This window comes from Bordetella pseudohinzii (assembly GCF_000657795.2).
GTDB classification, from domain to species: domain Bacteria; phylum Pseudomonadota; class Gammaproteobacteria; order Burkholderiales; family Burkholderiaceae_B; genus Bordetella; species Bordetella pseudohinzii.
Map to the genome: position 1 here is coordinate 1 of NZ_JHEP02000004.1, position 19489 is coordinate 19489.

General features: G+C 62.2%; 18 protein-coding genes and 4 tRNA genes. 21 read left to right on the forward strand and 1 reads right to left on the reverse strand.

Annotated features, from left to right (window positions below):
* From L540_RS06505 to L540_RS06530, 6 genes are all read left to right on the forward strand, one after another.
* Positions 1–1073, forward strand: a 1073-nt coding sequence (locus tag L540_RS06505) for a phosphate acyltransferase (protein WP_048026122.1), incomplete at its 5' end; no start/stop codon positions are given.
* A 572-nt stretch (positions 1074–1645) separates the two neighbouring features.
* A complete protein-coding gene (locus L540_RS06510; protein WP_043206761.1) occupies positions 1646–2326 on the forward strand; it encodes a response regulator in 681 nt (226 codons plus the stop codon).
* Positions 2313–3770, forward strand: coding sequence for a sensor histidine kinase (locus L540_RS06515; protein WP_043206757.1), 1458 nt, complete (start codon positions 2313–2315; stop codon positions 3768–3770). The genes L540_RS06510 and L540_RS06515 overlap by 14 nt, the downstream gene beginning before the upstream one ends.
* A gap of 89 nt (positions 3771–3859) precedes the next feature.
* Positions 3860–4861, forward strand: coding sequence for a Bug family tripartite tricarboxylate transporter substrate binding protein (locus L540_RS06520; RefSeq protein ID WP_043206756.1), 1002 nt, complete (start codon positions 3860–3862; stop codon positions 4859–4861).
* 76 nt (positions 4862–4937) lie between these two features.
* Positions 4938–5375: a tripartite tricarboxylate transporter TctB family protein gene (locus L540_RS06525; protein ID WP_043206754.1), complete on the forward strand. Its 438-nt coding sequence runs from the start codon at positions 4938–4940 to the stop codon at positions 5373–5375.
* The gene (locus L540_RS06530; protein WP_043206749.1) at positions 5372–6883 is read left to right on the forward strand and encodes a tripartite tricarboxylate transporter permease; all 1512 of its coding nucleotides are present in this window, start codon (positions 5372–5374) and stop codon (positions 6881–6883) included. Before L540_RS06525 ends, L540_RS06530 begins: the two co-directional genes overlap by 4 nt.
* 98 nt (positions 6884–6981) lie before the next feature.
* Here the strand turns inward: L540_RS06530 and L540_RS06535 are convergent, their stop codons facing one another.
* Positions 6982–8148, reverse strand: coding sequence for a pyridoxal phosphate-dependent aminotransferase (locus tag L540_RS06535; RefSeq protein ID WP_043206747.1), 1167 nt, complete (start codon positions 8146–8148; stop codon positions 6982–6984).
* Between the two features lie 372 nt (positions 8149–8520).
* On the opposite strand from L540_RS06535, the gene L540_RS21485 reads away from it, so the two are divergent.
* From L540_RS21485 to rplA, 15 genes are all read left to right on the forward strand, one after another.
* Entirely contained in the window at positions 8521–8727 is a 207-nt protein-coding gene (locus L540_RS21485; RefSeq protein ID WP_029577884.1) for a cold-shock protein, read from the forward strand.
* Positions 8728–9825: 1098 nt separating this feature from the next.
* A complete protein-coding gene (gene mnmG, locus L540_RS06540; RefSeq protein ID WP_043206742.1) occupies positions 9826–11745 on the forward strand; it encodes a tRNA uridine-5-carboxymethylaminomethyl(34) synthesis enzyme MnmG in 1920 nt (639 codons plus the stop codon).
* Positions 11742–12413 (forward strand): 16S rRNA (guanine(527)-N(7))-methyltransferase RsmG, encoded by a 672-nt coding sequence (rsmG, locus tag L540_RS06545; RefSeq protein WP_043206739.1) that lies wholly within the window; start codon positions 11742–11744, stop codon positions 12411–12413. The genes mnmG and rsmG overlap by 4 nt, the downstream gene beginning before the upstream one ends.
* Positions 12410–13204: a ParA family protein gene (locus tag L540_RS06550; RefSeq protein ID WP_043206736.1), complete on the forward strand. Its 795-nt coding sequence runs from the start codon at positions 12410–12412 to the stop codon at positions 13202–13204. The genes rsmG and L540_RS06550 overlap by 4 nt, the downstream gene beginning before the upstream one ends.
* An 83-nt stretch (positions 13205–13287) precedes the next feature.
* Entirely contained in the window at positions 13288–14202 is a 915-nt protein-coding gene (locus tag L540_RS06555) for a ParB/RepB/Spo0J family partition protein (RefSeq protein ID WP_043206733.1), read from the forward strand.
* Entirely contained in the window at positions 14195–15196 is a 1002-nt protein-coding gene (locus tag L540_RS06560) for an asparaginase (protein WP_043206728.1), read from the forward strand. The genes L540_RS06555 and L540_RS06560 overlap by 8 nt, the downstream gene beginning before the upstream one ends.
* Positions 15197–15280: 84 nt before the next feature.
* Positions 15281–15367, forward strand: a tRNA-Tyr gene (locus tag L540_RS06565).
* A 118-nt stretch (positions 15368–15485) separates the two neighbouring features.
* A tRNA-Gly gene (locus L540_RS06570) sits at positions 15486–15559 on the forward strand.
* Between the two features lie 4 nt (positions 15560–15563).
* A tRNA-Thr gene (locus L540_RS06575) sits at positions 15564–15638 on the forward strand.
* 56 nt (positions 15639–15694) lie between these two features.
* Positions 15695–16885: an elongation factor Tu gene (tuf, locus tag L540_RS06580; RefSeq protein WP_043207328.1), complete on the forward strand. Its 1191-nt coding sequence runs from the start codon at positions 15695–15697 to the stop codon at positions 16883–16885.
* Positions 16886–17049: 164 nt separating this feature from the next.
* A tRNA-Trp gene (locus L540_RS06585) sits at positions 17050–17125 on the forward strand.
* Between the two features lie 57 nt (positions 17126–17182).
* The gene (gene secE / locus L540_RS06590; protein WP_029577169.1) at positions 17183–17563 is read left to right on the forward strand and encodes a preprotein translocase subunit SecE; all 381 of its coding nucleotides are present in this window, start codon (positions 17183–17185) and stop codon (positions 17561–17563) included.
* Between the two features lie 8 nt (positions 17564–17571).
* A complete protein-coding gene (gene nusG, locus L540_RS06595) occupies positions 17572–18105 on the forward strand; it encodes a transcription termination/antitermination protein NusG (protein ID WP_029577168.1) in 534 nt (177 codons plus the stop codon).
* 59 nt (positions 18106–18164) lie between these two features.
* Positions 18165–18596 (forward strand): 50S ribosomal protein L11, encoded by a 432-nt coding sequence (rplK, locus tag L540_RS06600; RefSeq protein WP_029577167.1) that lies wholly within the window; start codon positions 18165–18167, stop codon positions 18594–18596.
* 2 nt (positions 18597–18598) lie between these two features.
* Complete coding sequence (rplA, locus tag L540_RS06605) at positions 18599–19297, forward strand: 50S ribosomal protein L1 (RefSeq protein ID WP_029577166.1); 699 nt, start codon at positions 18599–18601, stop codon at positions 19295–19297.
* Positions 19298–19489 lie beyond the last annotated feature (192 nt).

Below are 19489 nucleotides of genomic sequence, written 5' to 3' on the forward strand. Positions count from 1 at the left end.
CCCGGCCCATCGCCGATCTCGACGCCTATGTCGAGCAGCTGCAGCAATTCGTCTATCACTCCGGCGCCTTTATGAAACCCCTGTTCGCCATCGCCAAACAGGTGGTGCGCGATCAGGGCCGCGCGCGCATCGTCTTTACCGAAGGCGAAGACGAGCGCGTGCTGCGCGCCGTGCAGGTCATCGTCGACGAGAAAATCGCCAAACCCATCCTCGTGGGCCGACCCTCCGTGCTGCTGTCGCGCATCGAAAAATACGGCCTGCGCCTGCGCCTGGGCGAAGATGTCGAAGTCACCAATCCCGAATACGACGAGCGCTTCCACCAGTACTGGACCACCTACTGGGAACTGATGAACCGCCGCGGCATCAGCAAGGAGATGGCGCGCGTCGAAATGCGCCGCCGCATGACGCTCATCGGCGCCATGATGGTGCGCTTGGGCGATGCCGACGGCATGGTCTGCGGCGCGGTGGGCGCGTATCACGACCACCTGCGTTTCATCGATGAGGTGCTGGGCAAACGTCCTGGCGCCAAGACCTATGCGGCCATGAACATCCTGCTGCTGGATCAACGCACCATCGCCCTGGTCGACACCCACGTCAACGACGATCCCACGGCCGAGCAGATCGCCGAATTCACCATCGCCGCCGCCGAAGAAATGAAGCGCCTGAACCTGGCGCCCAAGGTGGCCCTGCTGTCGCGCTCCAACTTCGGCTCGGGCAGTTCGGCTTCCGGCGCCAAGATGCGCGAAGCGCTGGAGCGCGTGCGCCAGCAAGCGCCCGACCTGGAAATCGATGGCGAGATGCATGGCGACTGCGCGCTGGACGAAGCGCTGCGTCTGCGCATCCTGCCGTCCTCCACGCTCAAGGGGACGGCCAATCTGCTGGTTTGCCCCAACGTGGACGCGGGCAATATCGCCTACAACCTGCTCAAGACGGCGGCCGGCGGCAATGTGGCGGTCGGCCCCTTCCTGCTGGGGGCCAATGCGCCGGTCAACATCCTGACTTCCAGCGCCACCGTGCGCCGTATCGTCAACATGGCCGCGCTGACCGTCATTGACGCCAATCGGCCGGCCTGAGGTCCTAGCGCCTGTCCCAAGCCGCCCCCGACGGGGCGGTTTTTTTTCGCCCGCGACGCGCGGCCAAGGGCAAAAGCAAAGATCGGACAGCGATTTTTCTTGCTCAATTTCTGAGCGCCATGGCGTCTTGCAGGCCTTGGCCGGCGAGCGCGCGCCCGCCCGCTCCCGAGCGTTTTGCGCCGCCCAGAGACCCGATTTTTCCCCTTGCCGGGCCGGATTTTCATGCTCCCGGACCGGGCTGTTGTGCCGGAAAAACGGGTCGAAAAATGGGCCAGGCAAGGAAACCGACCTGTGGATAACTACTAGGGCGCGTGCTTGTGCACATTGTGTGCACCCATGTTGAACAAGCCGGGCTTTTGGCATCCGTCCAAAAACTTGTTCAACTTGGGCTTTCTCGCCAAACAGAGTTCTTGCACAGCCTAAAATCCGTCCAAGCCGTTGAAAAAGATACGGTTTTCAACGTTAAGGTAGTTATCCACAGCCCTTATTAATCATTAGTCTTTATATAAAGAAAAAAAAAGGAAAAGCCAAAACATGCTTTCCCACCGCCACCGCCCCACGGGGTCCCCGCTATGCGCATTCTGTTGATCGAAGACGAAGCCGACCTGGCGCACTGGCTGTCACGCAGCCTCGCCCGCCACGCGGGCTTCGTCGTGGACTGGGCCGACAATGGCCTGCTTGCCGAACGCCGCCTGGCGCTGGAAGAATTCGATGCCGTCATCCTCGACCTCGGCCTGCCGGGCATGGATGGGCATACATTGCTCACCAAAATGCGGGCTCGCGATGACCGCACGCCGGTTCTGGTGCTGACCGCAAGAGACTCGCTGGCCGAAAGAGTGGGTACACTGCACGAAGGCGCCGACGATTTTTTGCCCAAACCTTTCGTGCTCGAAGAACTCGAGGCCCGGCTCACCGCCTTGATACGACGCAGCCGCGGACGCGACCATCCCCGTCTGTCGCTGGGCAATCTGGTCCTGGATACTTCAGCCCAGCGATTTACGGTCAGCGGACAGAACCTGCAGTTATCCCCAAAGGAATACGCGGTGCTGCGCGTACTCATCCAACGCAGCGGCGAACCCATCAACAAGCAGCAAATCCTGGACCGCATCCAGGGCGAGGACAGCGATGTCAACCTGGAAGCCATCGAAGTCCTGGTGCACCGGCTGCGCAAAAAACTGACCGACACCGGCGTGCAGATCGTCACCATGCGCGGCATGGGCTACAGCCTGGAGGCGGCTGTTGAAAACTCGTGATACGCCGGCGGCGCGCACATTGCGCGCCACTTTGCTGCTGTGGCTCATTCCCGCGCTGGTCACCATCCTGGTCGCCGGCCTGTGGCTGTCCAACCAGCAGCTGCGCGAACAGGTCGATATTGCCTACGATCGCGCGCTTGCCGGCGCGCTGCGTTCCATCGACCACAACATATCCACAGCGAGCGGTGGATTAAGTCTGGAGCTGCCTTACCTCATGCTGGAATTCTTCGAGCTGACGGCCAATGGCAGCGTGTATTACCGGGTGGCCACCGAGGACGGGCTGGCCGAAATCGGCAATCCGGACCTGCCCATGCCCGACCATCCGCTGCAGTCCGGCAAACCGGAATTCTTCTACGCCAACTATGAGGGCCAGCCGCTGCGGGTCGCGGCGCTGGCCCGGCCGATGGACCCGCCCTTGTATGCCAACCAGGGCGGGCGCGTCATCGTCCAGGTGGCCGAAGGCCTGGAAACCCGCGAGGACTTCTTAAATCGAGCGCTGCTGCGTTCGGTGGAGCGGGACGTCGCCCTGCTACTGATCAGCGTTTTGGCGGTCATATGGAGCGTTCTGATGGCTCTCAGGCCCCTTGAGCGGCTCAGGGACGAAGTCGCCAGCCGTTCCGCGGACGATTTAAGCCCCATCAGCGCGTCCGACGTGCCGGGTGAGGTCCTACCCCTGCTGGAGGCGATTAATCTCCACACGGGCCGTTTTGAGGCTCAGGCGAGGGTGCAGAGGCAGTTCCTGGATGACGCTTCGCACCAACTGCGCACGCCGCTGTCGGTTTTGCGCACGCAAACCGCCTATGCCCTGCGGGAAACCGACCCCCAGGAGATCCATGCCGCCTTGCTCGCCATGAAAGAAGGCCTGGACCGGGCCGTGCGCACGACCAACCAGATGCTGACCCTGGCCCGGGCCAAGGACGCCCCCTGGGCCGAAGGCGGCCTGCCGCTGGAGACGGTGGACCTGGCCGAGCTGGCCGACAGCGTGAGCCGCTCGCTGCTGCCGGCCATCCGCATGAAGCGTATCGACTTCGGCCTGGAGCGGCCTGCCGAACCCGTCCGCATCCAGGCCGCCGAGGGCCTGCTGCGCGAAGCCCTGTCCAATCTGCTGGACAATGCCCTGCGCTACAGCCCGGCTGGCAGCGAGGTCACCATCCGGGTCGGCAGCGGGCAGGGACAGGCCTGGATCTGCGTGGAAGACGCCGGGCCGGGCATGTCTCCGGAAGACATTGCGCACGCCAGCGTGCGCTTTCGCCGCGGAGCGGCGGGCAAGAACAAGCCCGGCGCCGGGTTGGGGCTGGCCATCGTGGGGACCATCGTCGGCCTGCATGGCGGAACGCTCAAACTTGAAAACCGCGAACCCGGGCCAGGCTTGCGCGCCACATTAGTGTTTTCCCTAGGTTTTACGGCGGATGCTGCTTTGCAGCAGAAAAACGGCCAGACTTGAAAGCAAACGGAAAGGGTGGATTTTGTACGGTGCGGTTCCTGTCGGCGCATGCCGGCCAAGAATCCAACAACAATCGGAGACCGCATCTCATGCAGATCCTGCAAAAAATCCGTATTGGCGCCGTGGCGGCCCTGGGTATCCTCGGCCTGGGGGCCAGCCTGACCACGCACGCCGCCGGCGAACCGCGCCGCCCCGAGTGCATCGCGCCGGCCCAGCCTGGCGGCGGCTTTGACCTGACCTGCCGCCTGGCCACCGAAGGCCTGAAGCAAAGCGGCGCCCTGAAGGCGCCCATGCGCATCGTCTACATGCCGGGCGGCATCGGGGCGGTGGCCTACAACAACATCGTCGCGCAGCATCCCAAGGAGCCGGGCACCATCGTGGCCTTCTCGGGAGGTTCGCTGCTCAACCTGGCCCAGGGCAAGTTCGGCAAGTACAACGTCAACGATGTCCGCTGGCTGGCCGGTATCGGTTCGGACTATGGCGTTGCCGTGGTGCGCAATGATTCGCCCTACAAGGACTTGAAGAGCCTGATGGAGGCTTTCAAGCAGGATCCGACCAAGATTGTCCTGGGCGCCGGCGGCACCGTGGGCAGCCAGGATTGGATGAAGGCCGCGCTGACCGCCAAGGCGGCCGGCGTGGATTTCCGCAAGATGCGTTTCGTGGCGTTTGAAGGCGGCGGCGAAGCCGTGACGGCGCTGCGCGGCGGCCATATTCAGGCCTATATGGGCGACGCCGCCGAAGCCTTCACCATGCTCGAGGGCGGCGCGCCCATCCGCGTGCTGGCGGTGTTCAACAGCGAACGCCTGCCGGGCAAGCTGGCCGACATCCCCACCGCCAAGGAGCAGGGCTACGACATCGTCTGGCCCATCATCCGCGGCTTCTATGTGGGCCCCAAGGTGTCGGATGAGGATTACCAGTTCTGGGTCGATGCCTTCAACAAGGCGATGGCCTCGCCCGAATACGCCAAGCTGCGCGAGCAGCAAGGCCTGTTCCCCTTCGCCAAGACGGGCAAGGAGCTTGACGACTACGTCAAGGAACAGGTCAAGCAATACACCGAACTGGCGGACTCCTTCGGCCTGATCAAGAAGTAACCCTCTCCACGGCGCCGCGCGCTCCTTCGGGCCGCGCGCGGCGTCGCTGCTATTTTCCTTGCTTGGATCCCGGATCATGAATGATCGTTTGCTGGGCATCATTGCCCTGGTCCTGGCCGCCTTCATGACATGGGTGGGCTGGGATATCGAGGCGCCTTTCGCCTACGAACCCGTGGGCCCGCGCGCCTTCCCGCTGCTGATCGCGCTCATCATCGGCCTGTGCGGCCTGCGCCTGGCCATCAAGGGCGGGCATCCCGTGGAAGCCAATCCGCCCGGCGCCAATGCGCGCATCGCGCTGATGGTGTTGTTCGCGGCGGCCTATGCCTTTCTCTTCCAGTGGCTTGGTTTCATCATCTCCACGGCCGTCATGACCGTGGCCGTCGGCCGCCTGTTCGGCGGGTCCTGGATCAAGGCGACCGTGGGCGGCCTGGTAATGGGTCTGTTTTTCTTTCTGTTGTTTGACAAGGTCCTGGATGTCGTATTGCCGGGCGGCCTGCTGGAGGGTCTGATATGAGCGGCGTTCTCGATCATTTGTCCATGGGCTTTGGTGTGGCGTTCTCGCTCACCAATGTGCTCGTGGCGGCCATCGGCTCCTTCTTCGGCACCATGGTGGGCGTGTTGCCCGGGCTGGGTCCGATCAACGGCGTGGCCATGCTCATCCCCATTGCCTTCGCCATGAACCTGCCGCCGGAAACGGCGCTCATCCTGCTGGCCGCGGTCTATGTGGGCGCGGAGTATGGCGGTCGCATCACCTCCATCCTGCTGAACGTGCCCGGCGAGGCCAGCGCCATCATGACGACGCTGGACGGCTATCCCTTGGCGCGCCAGGGCATGGCCAACGTGGCCTTGTCGCTGTCGGCCTGGTCGGCCTTCTTCGGCGCCATCGTGTCGGTCAGCGGCATCATCCTGCTGGCGCCCACGCTCGCCAAGTGGGCGCTGGCCTTCGGGCCGGCCGAGTATTTCGTGCTGATGGTCTTCGCCTTCTGCTGCCTGACCAGCCTGCTGGGCAAGCAACCGGTCAAGGGCGTGCTGGCGGCCATGATAGGCCTGGGCATTTCCGTCATCGGCGTCGATTCCAACTCGGGCGTCTACCGCTATACCTTCGAGTCGGTGCATCTGGCCGATGGCATCGACTTCGTGGTGGTGGTCATTGCGCTGTTTGCCGTGGCCGAAATGCTGGAGATGCTGGAAAAAGTCATCGGCGGACAAAGCGTCGAGGTCAAGCCCAGCGGACGCAAACTCTTCAATCTGAAAGAACTCGCCTTCACCTGGTGGAGCGTGGTGCGCAGCGCGCTGGTGGGTTTTGGCGTGGGCGTGCTGCCGGGCGCGGGCGCCAGCGTGGCGGCCGCCGTGGCCTATTCGCAAGAAAAACGCATCATCGAAGGCAAGGATCCCAATGCCAAGTTCGGCAAGGGCGATATGCGCGGGCTGGTGGCGCCGGAAGCGGCTGCCACGGCCTCGGCGGTCGGTTCTTTCGTGCCCATGCTGACGCTGGGCGTGCCCGGCTCGGGCACCACCGCCGTGATGATGGGCGCGCTGACCCTCTACAACATCACGCCGGGCCCCGTGCTGTTCGAGAGCAAGCCGGAGCTGGTGTGGGGCCTGATCGCCTCGCTCTTCATCGCCAACGTGCTGCTCTTCGTGATGAACGTGCCCATGGTGCGGGTCTTCTCCAAAGTGCTGTCGGTGCCGGCCTGGCTGATGGTGCCCGGCATCCTGTGCATCAGCTATATCGGCGTCTATGCGATCAACGCGGGCAGCTTTGATCTCATGATGGTGGTGGTGATCGGTACGTTGGGCTACTTCCTGCGCAAGTTCGAAGTGCCCATGGCGCCGCTGGTGCTTGGCGTGGTGCTGGGCGACATGATGGAACAGAACCTGCGCCGCGCCCTGTCCATTACCAATGGCGAGATCAGCGTGCTGTTCCAGAGCGGCGTGTCGATCGGTCTGTGGATCGCCGCGCTGGCGGTGGTGGTGGTGCCGCAATCGCTGCGCTATCTGCGCAAACGCCAGCAGGCCTAAGCCTGGCAGGGCCGGTCCAGGCGGCCGGCATGCAAAACGGGTTTCCCGCAACATGGCGGGAAACCCGTTTTTGTTAGCCGCGCCGCTTGTGCGGCGCCTCAGACCTTTGCCAGGCGCTCGATGGCGGCGTCCAGGGTGGCGTCCTTCTTGGCGAAACAGAAACGCACGATGTGATGGTTGGAACCATCCGCTTGCGGATCGCGATAGAAGGCCGAGACCGGGATCACAGTCACCCCGTGTTCGATGGTCAGGCGCTGGGCGAAATCGCCTTCTTTTTCCTTTGAAATCTCGCTGTAGTCGGCCAGCATGAAGAAGGTGCCAGGGCTGGGCAGGGCGCGGAAGCGCGTGCCCGCCAGGCCTTCGGCCAGGCGATTGCGCTTGGTCTCGTAGAAGGCGGGCAGATCGAGGTAGGGACGGGGATCGGCCATGAACGCCGCCAGTGCGTACTGCATGGGCGAGGACACGGTGAACACCATGAATTGATGCACTTTGCGCAGCTCGGCGCTCAGCTGCCGCGGGGCGCAGCAATAACCGATCTTCCAGCCGGTGGTGTGATAAGTCTTGCCGAAGGAGGAAATCACGAAGGCGTGTTCGGCCAGGAGCGGGCGGCGTGCGATGCTGGCATGCGGCTTGCCATCGAACACGATGTGTTCATAGACCTCGTCGGCCAGCAGCAGGATGCCGGTATCGCGCACGATGGCCTCCAGGGCGTCCAGATCGCTGTCGTCCAGGATGGCGCCGGTCGGGTTGTGCGGAAAGTTCAGCATCAACAGCCGGGTGCGCGGCGTGACGGCGTCGCGCACCCGCTGCCAGTCCACACGATAATGCGGATCATTCAAGGTGGGCGCGCGCATGGGCACGGGCACGGCGGTGCCGCCGGCCAGGCGGATCGCCGGCAGGTAGGAGTCGTAGCAGGGCTCGATGACGACGACCTCATCCCCGCTGTTCACCGCGGCCAGCACGGTGGCCATCAACGCTTCGGTGGCGCCGCTGGTGACGGTGATCTCGGTCTCGGGGTCATAGCGATGACCATAAAGCGTGGCGACCTTGTCGGCGATGGCCGCGCGCAGCGGCGCCACGCCGGGCATATAGGGATATTGATTGTGTCCCGCGTCCATGGCCTTGGTGACAAGTTCGCGCAGCTTGGGATCGGGATCGAAGTCAGGAAATCCTTGGCCCAGGTTGATGGCCTGGTGTTCGATGGCCAGGCGGCTCATGACAGTGAAAATAGTGGTCCCGACATCGGGCAGCTTGGAGCGGATCATGGTTCTGAAGGGTAGGGGACGGTGGATCGGCGTCTGGGTTCGGGCATAAGTATCCCAAAACTTTAAAGCACGGGCGGATATGTGCTCATGCCCGGCGGACGCGGCACAGTACTGCAACAAAGTTGTGGTCTGATGAGGGCTTCACTTGTGAGACAAGTGAAAAAAAGCCACATACGGGTAAACAATAATATGTATGCCCAACTCCGGATGAGTATGCTGGCCGTGCAGTTGATTCAAGCAGTGCGCAAGCCCGGTTAATGCCATTGTCGGCAAGCGACAAACGAAACGTGCAGCCGCAAAGTTGTACGATAAGTTGGTGTCAGCGTCCTTGATTCACTTGCAATTCGTTTTTTTTTCCAGGACGCTATAAAAATGGCTCAAAAGGGCAAAGTTAAGTGGTTCAACGCCGATAAGGGTTACGGTTTCATTACGCCGGACGGCGGTGGTACTGATGTGTTCGCGCACTTCTCCGCGATTCAAGGCCGAGGCTATCGCAGCCTCAACGAAGGCCAGGAAGTCGAATTCGAAGTCAAAGATGGTCCGAAAGGACCTCAAGCGGCCGAAATTCGCCCGCTCTAAGTCGGGAAATCCCTTTTTCCCGGTACGCCAGGCCTAACCCCCTGGCGCAACGCCCCAAGACCCAAAGTCTGGGGCGTTGTCATTTCCGCTCCCCTGTTAGCGCGCACTAACCCGCACACTCCTCATTTGGGGGCCGTCCCTCATGGCGGCGGTATTTTGTCGCGCGGGCGCGGTTCCAGCCTTTGGATAACTTTGTGGATAAAAATCCGAGGCGGGCGATTTTCAGACCACTCCGAGCGCGGCTTCCTGGATATGGCGCGGCGGTTTTGCACAAAAGCTGGGATGGGATTTCCACATTGTTTTACCCAGAATGAATAGCCATCCATGATTGCGCAATACTTGCGCGTTGCCGTAAGCGCCATCGAAAAAACCGTGCATTATCACGGAATTACGGGACCTATCACGAAGGGGAGGTCCCGCAAGAGCTGAATAACTGTTGCGGCGCCGGGCGGGCAAGGGCGGAGTTTTCCACCGGCCGCGCGGCCCGGTTCTTCACAAAGATATCCCCATCTGCCCCGACGCCCGGTAGTCCCGTTGTTGGGCTGTGTATCGTTTTGGCTTGTGGATAGTTCTGGGGATTAATATCCAGGCCATGCGGGACATGCTCTCGTTCTGGTGCACCAGGGTTTATCAACAGACTTATCCGTGGCATCCGGGGCGTGAACAAGTCTGTGGAAAAGATAAACACTATTGGCGCAATAGTTTTCTTTGGCGGAAGAAGTGGCGTGGAACTATCCCACCGCGACACACTCTAATATCTATCCGCCTGACACGGTGGACATCTTGTTGCACCTGTCCGCTAGTCTTTTCCCGATAAAGGGCATTTCAGCTTTTTGTCGGCTCATGTTTCACGTGAAACATCCTTTTTACGGATCCGTGATAAGGGTTAAGTGTTCCACGTGAAACATTCAACATCGCGCCAAGGTTTCACGTGGAACACTCCCGTACCTGAGTATCCATACAGTGGTATGGCGTTCATCGCGATTTTCGTACCCACCACCCCACGGATTTGCTCGGCTTACGATGTTTCACGTGAAACATCGTGGGGGCTGACTCTATAATGCCTCCTGAAAGCCCATTCTTGCTTCCCCCCACACCATGGATTACCCCCGCGAATTTGACGTCATTGTCGTCGGTGGCGGCCACGCCGGCACTGAGGCGGCCTTGGCTGCTGCGCGCACTGGCGCCCAGACCCTGCTGCTGACGCACAACATTGAGACGCTAGGCCAGATGTCCTGCAACCCCTCCATAGGAGGGATAGGCAAGGGCCATCTGGTCAAAGAGGTGGACGCCCTGGGCGGCGCCATGGCGATCGCGACCGACGAAGCGGGTATCCAGTTCCGCATTCTCAATGGCTCGAAGGGCCCGGCTGTGCGCGCGACTCGCGCCCAGGCCGATCGCGTCCTCTACCGCAAGGCGATCCGGCACCGACTCGAGAATCAGCCCAATCTCTGGCTATTTCAGCAGGCGGTCGAAGACCTGATGGTGGAGGGCGATAAAGTCGTCGGCGCCGTCACCCAGATCGGTCTGAAGTTCCGTGCCCGCGCCGTCGTGCTGACGGCGGGCACCTTCCTCAACGGTTTGATCCACGTGGGGCTGCAGAACTATTCCGGGGGCAGGGCAGGGGATCCGCCCGCCATATCCCTGGGCCAACGCCTGAAGGAACTCAAGCTGCCGCAAGGCCGCCTGAAGACCGGCACGCCGCCGCGCATTGATGGCCGCACCATCAATTACGCCATCCTGGAAGAGCAGCCCGGTGATCTCGACCCCGTGCCTGTCTTCTCTTTCATGGGGTCGGCAGACCTGCATCCGCGTCAATTGCCGTGCTGGATCACCCACACCAATGAGCGCACCCACGAGATTATCCGCGGCGGACTGGACCGCTCCCCTATGTATAGCGGCGTGATCGAAGGCGTGGGGCCTCGTTACTGCCCATCCATCGAAGACAAGATCCACCGCTTTGCCGACAAGAGCTCGCACCAGGTATTCCTGGAACCCGAGGGCCTGGACACCCATGAGGTCTATCCCAACGGGGTGTCCACCAGCTTACCGTTCGACGTGCAGTACGAGCTGATCCACTCCTTGCCCGGCCTGGAGCAGGCCCATATCCTGCGCCCCGGCTATGCGATCGAGTACGACTACTTTGATCCACGTGGATTGAAGTCCAGCCTGGAAACCAAGGCAATCTCGGGGCTGTTCTTCGCGGGCCAGATCAATGGGACGACCGGCTATGAAGAGGCCGCCGCCCAGGGCCTGCTGGCGGGCGTGAATGCCGCCCTGCATGCCAATGGACGCGAAATCTGGGTGCCGCGGCGCGACGAAGCCTATCTCGGCGTGCTGGTCGACGACCTTGTCACCCGTGGCGTGACCGAGCCCTACCGCATGTTCACCTCCCGGGCCGAATACCGCCTGAGCCTGCGCGAAGACAATGCCGACCTGCGTTTGACCGAAATCGGCCGCAAGCTGGGCCTGGTCGACGATGCCCGCTGGGATGCGTTCAACCGCAAGCGCGACGCGGTCGAGGCCGAAGTGCAGCGTCTGCAATCGACCTGGGTCAATCCGCGCCTGCTGCCCGAAGACGCCGCCCAGGCCCTGTTGGGCAAGGCCATCGAACGCGAGTACTCCTTGGCCGATCTGCTCAAGCGCCCCAACATCAGCTATGAAGCCCTGATGCAGGCCCACGATGGGCAAGGGCAGCTGCTTGCCGGGCCGGGCGTGTTCGGCGATGCCGTGCTGGCCGAACAGGTCGAGATCCAGATCAAGTATGCCGGCTATATCGCCCGCCAGCGCGACGAGGTGCAAAAGCACGCCTCGCACGAACAACAAGCCATTCCGGCCGACATTGATTACGACGCGGTGACCAGCCTGTCCTTTGAAGTCCGCCAGAAACTCAAGACCCATCGCCCCGAGACCGTGGGCCAGGCCGCGCGCATTTCGGGCGTGACGCCAGCGGCGATCTCCTTGCTGCTTATCCACTTGAAGCGCCTGCATTACGGCTCGCGCAAGCAGGCCGCATGAGCGACTTGCCCGAAGATATCGCCGCCCCGCAGCGGCTGGAACAGGCTTGCCAGGCATTGCAGCTGTCGGCCAGCCCGGACCAGCAGGAAAAGCTGCTGCGCTATATGGCGCAGATGCAACGCTGGAACCGCACCTACAACCTCACCGCCATACGCGATCCGGAGCAGATGCTGATCCAGCATCTGTTCGACAGCTTGTCCGTCGTGGAACCCCTGGCCCAGTCCCTGCAGGGACGGCCGGCCAAGATCTACGACGTCGGCTCGGGAGGCGGCCTGCCCGGCGTGGTCCTGGCCATCATGCAGCCGGACTGGGACATCACCTGCGTGGACGCCGTCGAGAAAAAGACGGCTTTCGTGCAGCAGATGGCCGGCGCCCTGATGCTGCCCAATCTGCATGCCATGCATGCGCGCATCGAGCGCGTGGCGCCCGCGGATTGCGATGTCGTGATCTCGCGCGCCTTCGCATCGTTGCAGGATTTCGCAAATTGGGCCGGCCGTCACGTCCGTCCGGGTGGTACCCTCGTCGCCATGAAGGGCAAGGTCCCGGGCGAGGAAATCGAAGCATTGCCGGCCGCCTGGCAGGTCGAACGCATTCAGTCATTGCACGTGCCAGAACTCGATGCCGAGCGCTGCCTCATCTGGATGCGCCGTAGTCAAGGAACCCTATGAACAATATTCCGCCCACCAAATCCGCCCGTGTATTTTGTATCGCCAACCAGAAAGGAGGCGTGGGCAAGACCACGACGGCGATCAATCTCGCGGCGGGTTTGGCCACCCATCAACAACGTGTCCTGCTGGTCGATCTGGATCCTCAGGGCAATGCGACCATGGGCAGCGGCATCGACAAGAATTCCTTGCAGTCCAATCTTTATCAGGTCCTGATCGGCGAGGCGAGCATCGAGGATGCGCGCGTGCGTTCGGAATCCGGCGGCTACGATGTGCTGCCCGCCAATCGCGAGCTTTCCGGCGCGGAGATCGATCTGGTACAAATGGAAGAGCGCGAGCGCCAGCTCAAGCTCGCCATCGCAAGCATTGCCGGCCAGTACGACTTCGTGCTGATCGATTGTCCGCCGACCCTGTCGCTTTTGACCCTCAACGGGCTTGCAGCGGCGCACGGGGTGATTATTCCCATGCAGTGCGAGTATTTCGCCCTGGAAGGCCTGTCCGACCTGGTCAACACGATCAAGCGCGTGCATCGCAATATCAACAACGATTTGCGCGTCATCGGCCTTCTGCGCGTGATGTTCGACCCGCGCATGACGCTGCAGCAACAGGTCTCGGCCCAGTTGGAGGCCCACTTTGGCGACAAGGTGTTCAACACGGTCGTGCCGCGCAATGTGCGGCTGGCCGAAGCGCCCAGCTATGGCATGCCGGGCGTGGTATATGACCGCGCTTCGCGTGGCGCGCAGGCCTATATCTCCTTTGGCGCCGAGATGATAGAGCGCGTGAAGGCGATGTAGTAAGCGGCGCCGGGCCTCGGGCCCCGCCGCCAGACGATACAAGACAATGCATCTTGCTGCGTTGAAGAAAGAGGACTCATAAGATGGCTACCAAGAAACCCAAGGGCCTGGGCCGAGGGCTGGATGCCTTGCTCGGGGCGGATGCCCCGGTGATCGACAATATCGGCAAGGCGACGGCGCGCCCCGAGGGCCCGCCCACCGTGCTGGACATCGACAAGCTGCGCGCAGGCAAATACCAGCCGCGCACCCGCATGGACGAGGGCGCCCTGAATGAGCTGGCCGAGTCCATCCGCACCCAGGGCATCATGCAGCCCATCCTGGTGCGCGAACTGGCCGGCGGCGCGGCCGGCGTGTATGAAATCATCGCTGGCGAGCGGCGCTTTCGCGCCGCCCAGCTGGCCGGCCTGAAAGAAGTGCCGGTGCTGGTGCGCGAGGTGGCCGACGAAAACGCGGCCATCATGGCGCTGATCGAAAACATCCAGCGCGAAGATCTCAATCCGCTTGAAGAGGCGCACGGCGTGCGCCGCCTGCTCGATGAATTCGGCCTGACCCATGAGCAGGCTGCCCAGGCCATCGGCCGCTCGCGTTCGGCGACCAGCAATCTGCTGCGCCTGCTCAACCTGGCCGCGCCCGTGCAGACCATGCTGCTGGCCGGCGATATCGACATGGGCCATGCCCGGGCCCTGCTGGCCGTCGACGCCGCCATGCAGATCCAGCTGGCCAATCTCATCATCGCGCGCCGCCTGTCCGTGCGCGAGGCCGAGAAGCTGGTGGCCAAGACCGTCAAGGACGCCGAAGCTTCGCCCAAGAAAAAGAGCGTGAGCGCATCGCGCGATGTCACCCGCCTCGAAGAAGCGCTTTCCGATCATCTCGGCACGCGCGTGACGCTGAAGATAGGCGCGCGCGAAAAAGGCCAGATCATGATCGACTTCCATGGCTGGGATCACTTGAATGCCCTGCTGGAGCGCCAGGGCCTGGCGGGAGTGATCGATGCCTGAGCGCGCGCGCATCGCGCTGCTGGCCACGGGCGGCACCATCGCTGGTGTCCAGGACAGCGCGGGCAGCGCCTCCTATCGTGCCGGCAGCGTGAGCGCCGAAGCCCTGCTGCAGGCCGTGCCGGGCCTGCAGCGCGTCGCCCAGGTCTTCCCGGAGCAGCTGGCCAATGTCGGCAGCCAGAACATGACCTACGATGTGTGGCGCGCGCTCGCCGCCCGCGTGGGCGAACTCTGCGCCGACTCAAGTGTCCACGGTGTGGTCATTACCCATGGCACGGACACGCTTGAAGAGACCGCCTATTTCCTGAGCCTGGTGCTGCCTTTCGACAAGCCGGTGGTGCTGGTCGGCGCAATGCGTCCGGCCACGGCCCTGAGCGCCGACGGCCCGCGCAACCTGTTCAATGCGGTGACCATCGCCGCCCATGCCCAAAGCCGCGGCCGCGGGCCCCTGGTCACCATGAACGACGATATCCACTACGCGCGCGCGGTGCAAAAGATGTCCTGCGGCGGCGTGGACGCCTTCGCCTCGCCCAACAGCGGCCGGGCAGGGTGGGTGCGCGGCAGCCAGGTGGGCTTTTATGGATCGGCCGGCATCGCCAGCGCCGCGGCCAAGCAGGTGTTCAGCCTGCCGCTGCCTCCGGCGCGCAACTGGCCCCGGGTCGAGATCGCCTATGCCTGCGTGGACATGGACGGCAAGCTCATCGACTTCATGGCCAGCTACGCGCAGGGCATCGTGCTGGCGGGCGTGGGCGACGGCAATGCCACGGCCGATGCCATCCTGGCGCTGGACCGCGCCGTGGCCAATGGCGTGATCGTGGTGCGCGCCACGCGCACCGGCTCCGGCCGCGTCGTGCGCAATGTCGAAGTCGACGACGACGGCCACGGCACCATCGCCGCCGGCGAACTCAATCCCCAAAAAGCGCGCATCCTCCTCACGCTGGGCCTGATGCATTCACAGGACCCGGCCGCGCTGCAGCAGCTTTTTAACCACTATTGATCCGCCCCGGAAACAGGACTGCCCCGGCCCGCCTGGCGCGGTTTGACACCGATAATAAATGTGTTCATAATCTCGTTTCTCTCAGGAGGGGTGCCCGAGTGGTTAAAGGGGGCAGACTGTAAATCTGTTGGCCTTGCGCCTACGTTGGTTCGAATCCAACCTCCTCCACCAAGAGAAACCATTTCAAATCCAGGCGCGGTATTGGCCTGGATTTGCATCTGAGGCAGACAATGCCTCGATGCTGCGAACCACACGCGAAGTGGTAGTGAAGCAAGGTGAAAGGGTAGCCGCGGGTGTAGCTCAATGGTAGAGCAGAAGCCTTCCAAGCTTACGACGAGGGTTCGATTCCCTTCACCCGCTCCAAAATGCCCATGTGGCTCAGTGGTAGAGCACTCCCTTGGTAAGGGAGAGGTCACGCGTTCGATCCGCGTCATGGGCACCAAAATTCTCTAATCTTTTCTTCAGTCAGAAGCTTCAATCCAGGTCCAGGAGTCAGCCATGGCAAAAGGCAAGTTTGAACGTACCAAGCCGCACGTGAACGTGGGTACGATTGGTCACGTTGACCACGGCAAAACGACGTTGACGGCGGCGATCACGACGGTGCTGTCGACGAAGTTCGGTGGCGAAGCCAAGGGCTACGACCAGATTGACGCGGCGCCCGAAGAGAAGGCTCGCGGCATCACGATCAACACGGCTCACGTTGAGTACGAGACGGAGACGCGCCACTACGCGCACGTTGACTGCCCGGGCCACGCTGACTACGTGAAGAACATGATCACGGGCGCGGCGCAGATGGACGGCGCGATCCTGGTGGTGTCGGCCGCTGACGGCCCGATGCCGCAGACGCGCGAGCACATTCTGCTGAGCCGCCAGGTTGGCGTGCCGTACATCATTGTCTTCCTGAACAAGGCTGACATGGTTGACGACGCCGAGCTGCTCGAGCTGGTGGAGATGGAAGTTCGCGAGCTGCTGAGCAAGTACGACTTCCCGGGCGATGACACGCCGATCGTCAAGGGTTCGGCCAAGCTGGCGCTCGAGGGCGACAAGGGCGAGCTGGGCGAGCAGGCGATTCTGTCGCTGGCCCAGGCGCTGGACACGTACATTCCGACGCCGGAGCGCGCGGTTGACGGCGCCTTCCTGATGCCGGTCGAGGACGTGTTCTCGATCTCGGGTCGCGGCACGGTGGTGACTGGCCGTATCGAGCGTGGCGTGGTGAAGGTTGGCGAAGAAATCGAAATCGTGGGCATCAAGCCGACGGTGAAGACGACCTGCACGGGCGTGGAAATGTTCCGCAAGCTGCTGGACCAAGGTCAAGCGGGCGACAACGTGGGCATTCTGCTGCGCGGCACCAAGCGTGAAGACGTCGAGCGTGGCCAGGTGCTGGCCAAGCCGGGTTCGATCACGCCGCACACGGACTTCACGGCCGAGGTGTACATTCTGTCCAAGGAAGAAGGCGGCCGTCATACGCCGTTCTTCAACGGCTATCGTCCGCAGTTCTACTTCCGCACGACGGACGTGACGGGCACGATCGACCTGCCGCAGGACAAGGAAATGGTTCTGCCGGGTGACAACGTGACGATGACGGTCAAGCTGCTGGCCCCGATCGCCATGGAAGAAGGTCTGCGTTTCGCCATCCGTGAAGGCGGTCGTACCGTCGGCGCCGGCGTCGTCGCCAAGATCCTCAAGTAATACCCATCAAGCCTAAGGAAACGGGGCCGCAAGGCCCCATTTCCTTGTGCACAAAAACTTGCACACAGGCTTAAAAAAGTAGTACTATGTATGGTTCCGCGAGGTGCCATGCGAATTGCAGCGGTGTCTTGCATTAACCTTGCTGCAAATCAAGTGAAAGCCATAGGGGTATAGCTCAATTGGCAGAGCGTCGGTCTCCAAAACCGAAGGTTGTAGGTTCGATTCCTACTGCCCCTGCCACCACCCGCCGGAGAGTACCGCGAGTTGCGCACATTCACGGCGGGCTCGTGTCGCAAAATGTCTAATACCAGCGTAGAAACCGTTACTAGTACCGCTGACCGGATCAAGCTCGGGTTGGCGGTTCTTGTCGTTATTGCTGGCATCGTTGGGTTTTCCGTGCTGAGCGCGCAACCCATGGTGGCCCGCATCGGCGTATTTGTTGGCGGTCTGGTGATCGCTGCCGTCATTGCCTGGTTCAGCGAACCCGGCCGGCGCACCATCAGCTTCGCCCAAGAGTCGTACAACGAAGTCAAGCGTGTCTCCTGGCCCACGCGCAAAGAAACATTCCAGATGACTGGGATTGTTTTCGCGTTCGTCGCGGTGATGGGCATTTTCATGTGGGTGCTCGACAAGGGCATCGAGTGGATACTTTACGGCCTGTTGCTGGGCTGGAAATAAGGACAGGCATGAGTAAACGTTGGTATGTCGTCCATGTGTATTCCGGCATGGAGAAAAGCGTACAAAAGGCCCTGAACGAGCGTATCGAGCGTGCGGGGCTGCAAACGTCTTTTGGCCGCATCCTTGTGCCCTCCGAAGAAGTCGTCGAGGTCAAGGGTGGTCAAAAGTCGATCACCGAGCGCCGGATTTTCCCCGGTTACGTCCTGGTCGAAATGGACCTGACCGACGAAACCTGGCACTTGGTCAAGAACACCAATCGGGTCACCGGCTTTTTGGGTGGCTCGGGCAATCGCCCGACCCCGATTTCCGAGCGCGAGGTCGAGAAGATCCTGTCGCAGATGGAAGAGGGCGTCGAGAAGCCGCGGCCCAAGATTCTCTTCGAAGTGGGCGAGATGGTCCGCGTCAAGGAAGGCCCGTTCGCGGACTTCAACGGCAACGTCGAAGAAGTCAATTACGAAAAGAGCAAGGTGCGTGTGTCGGTCACGATTTTCGGTCGTGCCACCCCCGTCGAGCTCGATTTCAGCCAGGTCGAAAAGACCTGATTTTCAACCCCGGGGAGCCCGCCGCCAAGGCGGGCGCTATCACCCGTTAGGAGCAAAGCATGGCGAAGAAGATCGTCGGCTTTATCAAGCTGCAAGTACCGGCTGGTAAGGCAAACCCCTCCCCCCCGATTGGCCCGGCCCTGGGTCAGCGTGGCCTGAACATCATGGAATTCTGCAAGGCGTTCAACGCCAAGACCCAAGGCATGGAGCCGGGTCTGCCGATCCCCGTGGTGATCACCGCCTTCGCGGACAAGAGCTTCACCTTCATCATGAAGACCCCGCCCGCGACGGTCCTCATCAAGAAGGCCGCCGGCGTGCAAAAGGGTTCGTCCAAGCCGCATACCGACAAGGTTGGCACGCTGACCCGCGCGCAAGCCGAAGAAATCGCCAAGACCAAGCAGCCTGACCTGACCGCTGCCGATCTGGATGCCGCGGTTCGCACGATCGCTGGCAGCGCCCGCAGCATGGGCATCACCGTTGAGGGGGTCTAATCATGGCTAAATTGTCCAAGCGCGCCGCCGCCATCGCCCAGAAGATCGATCGCACCAAGCTGTATCCGGTCGCCGAAGCCCTGACCCTGGTCAAGGAAACCGCCACCGCCAAGTTCGATGAGTCCATCGACGTGGCTGTGCAGCTCGGCATCGACCCCAAGAAGTCCGACCAGCTGGTTCGTGGCTCCGTGGTCCTGCCCGCCGGTACCGGCAAGAGCGTTCGCGTCGCCGTGTTCGCCCAAGGCGACAAGGCTGAAGCCGCCCGCGCCGCCGGCGCCGATGTGGTCGGCCTGGACGACCTGGCTGACCAGATCAAGGCTGGCCAGATGGATTTCGACGTGGTCATCGCCTCGCCCGACACGATGCGTGTCGTCGGCGCCCTGGGTCAGATCCTGGGCCCGCGCGGCCTGATGCCGAACCCCAAGGTCGGCACCGTGACCCCGGACGTCGCCACCGCCGTCAAGAACGCCAAGGCTGGTCAAGTGCAATACCGTACCGACAAGGCCGGTATCATCCACGCCACCATTGGCCGCGCTTCGTTCGGCATCGAACAACTGCAATCCAACCTGGCCGCTCTGGTCGACGCCCTGCAAAAGGCTCGTCCGGCTGCCGCCAAGGGTATTTACCTGCGCAAGCTCGCCGTGTCCTCGACCATGGGCGGCGGTGCTCGCGTGGAAATCGCTTCGCTGTCGGCCAACTAAGGCCGCTGGCAAAAAGTACTTTGGGCCGCATCCGGGATTTTCGGATGCTGCTGTCAAAGACCGCTGGAGCGGTCCGTCGCAAGCACTGGACGGACGGCTTAATCCCGGAGCTCTCATAGGCCGGATCCAGCGTAGACGGCGTCCCCAGGAAGAATTCTTTACCCGAAGAACTCAACCAGGCGCCGCATTCGG

Bases quoted from the DNA above. Each gene is read 5' to 3' on its own strand.
- secE (WP_029577169.1), top strand. From the start codon at position 17,183: ATGTCTAATACCAGCGTAGAAACCGTTACTAGTACCGCTGACCGGATC.
- L540_RS06530 (WP_043206749.1), top strand. From the start codon at position 5,372: ATGAGCGGCGTTCTCGATCATTTGTCCATGGGCTTTGGTGTGGCGTTC.
- L540_RS06535 (WP_043206747.1), bottom strand. From the start codon at position 8,148: ATGATCCGCTCCAAGCTGCCCGATGTCGGGACCACTATTTTCACTGTC.
- rplA (WP_029577166.1), top strand. From the start codon at position 18,599: ATGGCTAAATTGTCCAAGCGCGCCGCCGCCATCGCCCAGAAGATCGAT.
- nusG (WP_029577168.1), top strand. From the start codon at position 17,572: ATGAGTAAACGTTGGTATGTCGTCCATGTGTATTCCGGCATGGAGAAA.
- L540_RS06555 (WP_043206733.1), top strand. From the start codon at position 13,288: ATGGCTACCAAGAAACCCAAGGGCCTGGGCCGAGGGCTGGATGCCTTG.
- L540_RS06560 (WP_043206728.1), top strand. From the start codon at position 14,195: ATGCCTGAGCGCGCGCGCATCGCGCTGCTGGCCACGGGCGGCACCATC.
- L540_RS21485 (WP_029577884.1), top strand. From the start codon at position 8,521: ATGGCTCAAAAGGGCAAAGTTAAGTGGTTCAACGCCGATAAGGGTTAC.
- L540_RS06550 (WP_043206736.1), top strand. From the start codon at position 12,410: ATGAACAATATTCCGCCCACCAAATCCGCCCGTGTATTTTGTATCGCC.
- rsmG (WP_043206739.1), top strand. From the start codon at position 11,742: ATGAGCGACTTGCCCGAAGATATCGCCGCCCCGCAGCGGCTGGAACAG.
- L540_RS06510 (WP_043206761.1), top strand. From the start codon at position 1,646: ATGCGCATTCTGTTGATCGAAGACGAAGCCGACCTGGCGCACTGGCTG.
- L540_RS06525 (WP_043206754.1), top strand. From the start codon at position 4,938: ATGAATGATCGTTTGCTGGGCATCATTGCCCTGGTCCTGGCCGCCTTC.
- rplK (WP_029577167.1), top strand. From the start codon at position 18,165: ATGGCGAAGAAGATCGTCGGCTTTATCAAGCTGCAAGTACCGGCTGGT.
- L540_RS06520 (WP_043206756.1), top strand. From the start codon at position 3,860: ATGCAGATCCTGCAAAAAATCCGTATTGGCGCCGTGGCGGCCCTGGGT.
- mnmG (WP_043206742.1), top strand. From the start codon at position 9,826: ATGGATTACCCCCGCGAATTTGACGTCATTGTCGTCGGTGGCGGCCAC.
- tuf (WP_043207328.1), top strand. From the start codon at position 15,695: ATGGCAAAAGGCAAGTTTGAACGTACCAAGCCGCACGTGAACGTGGGT.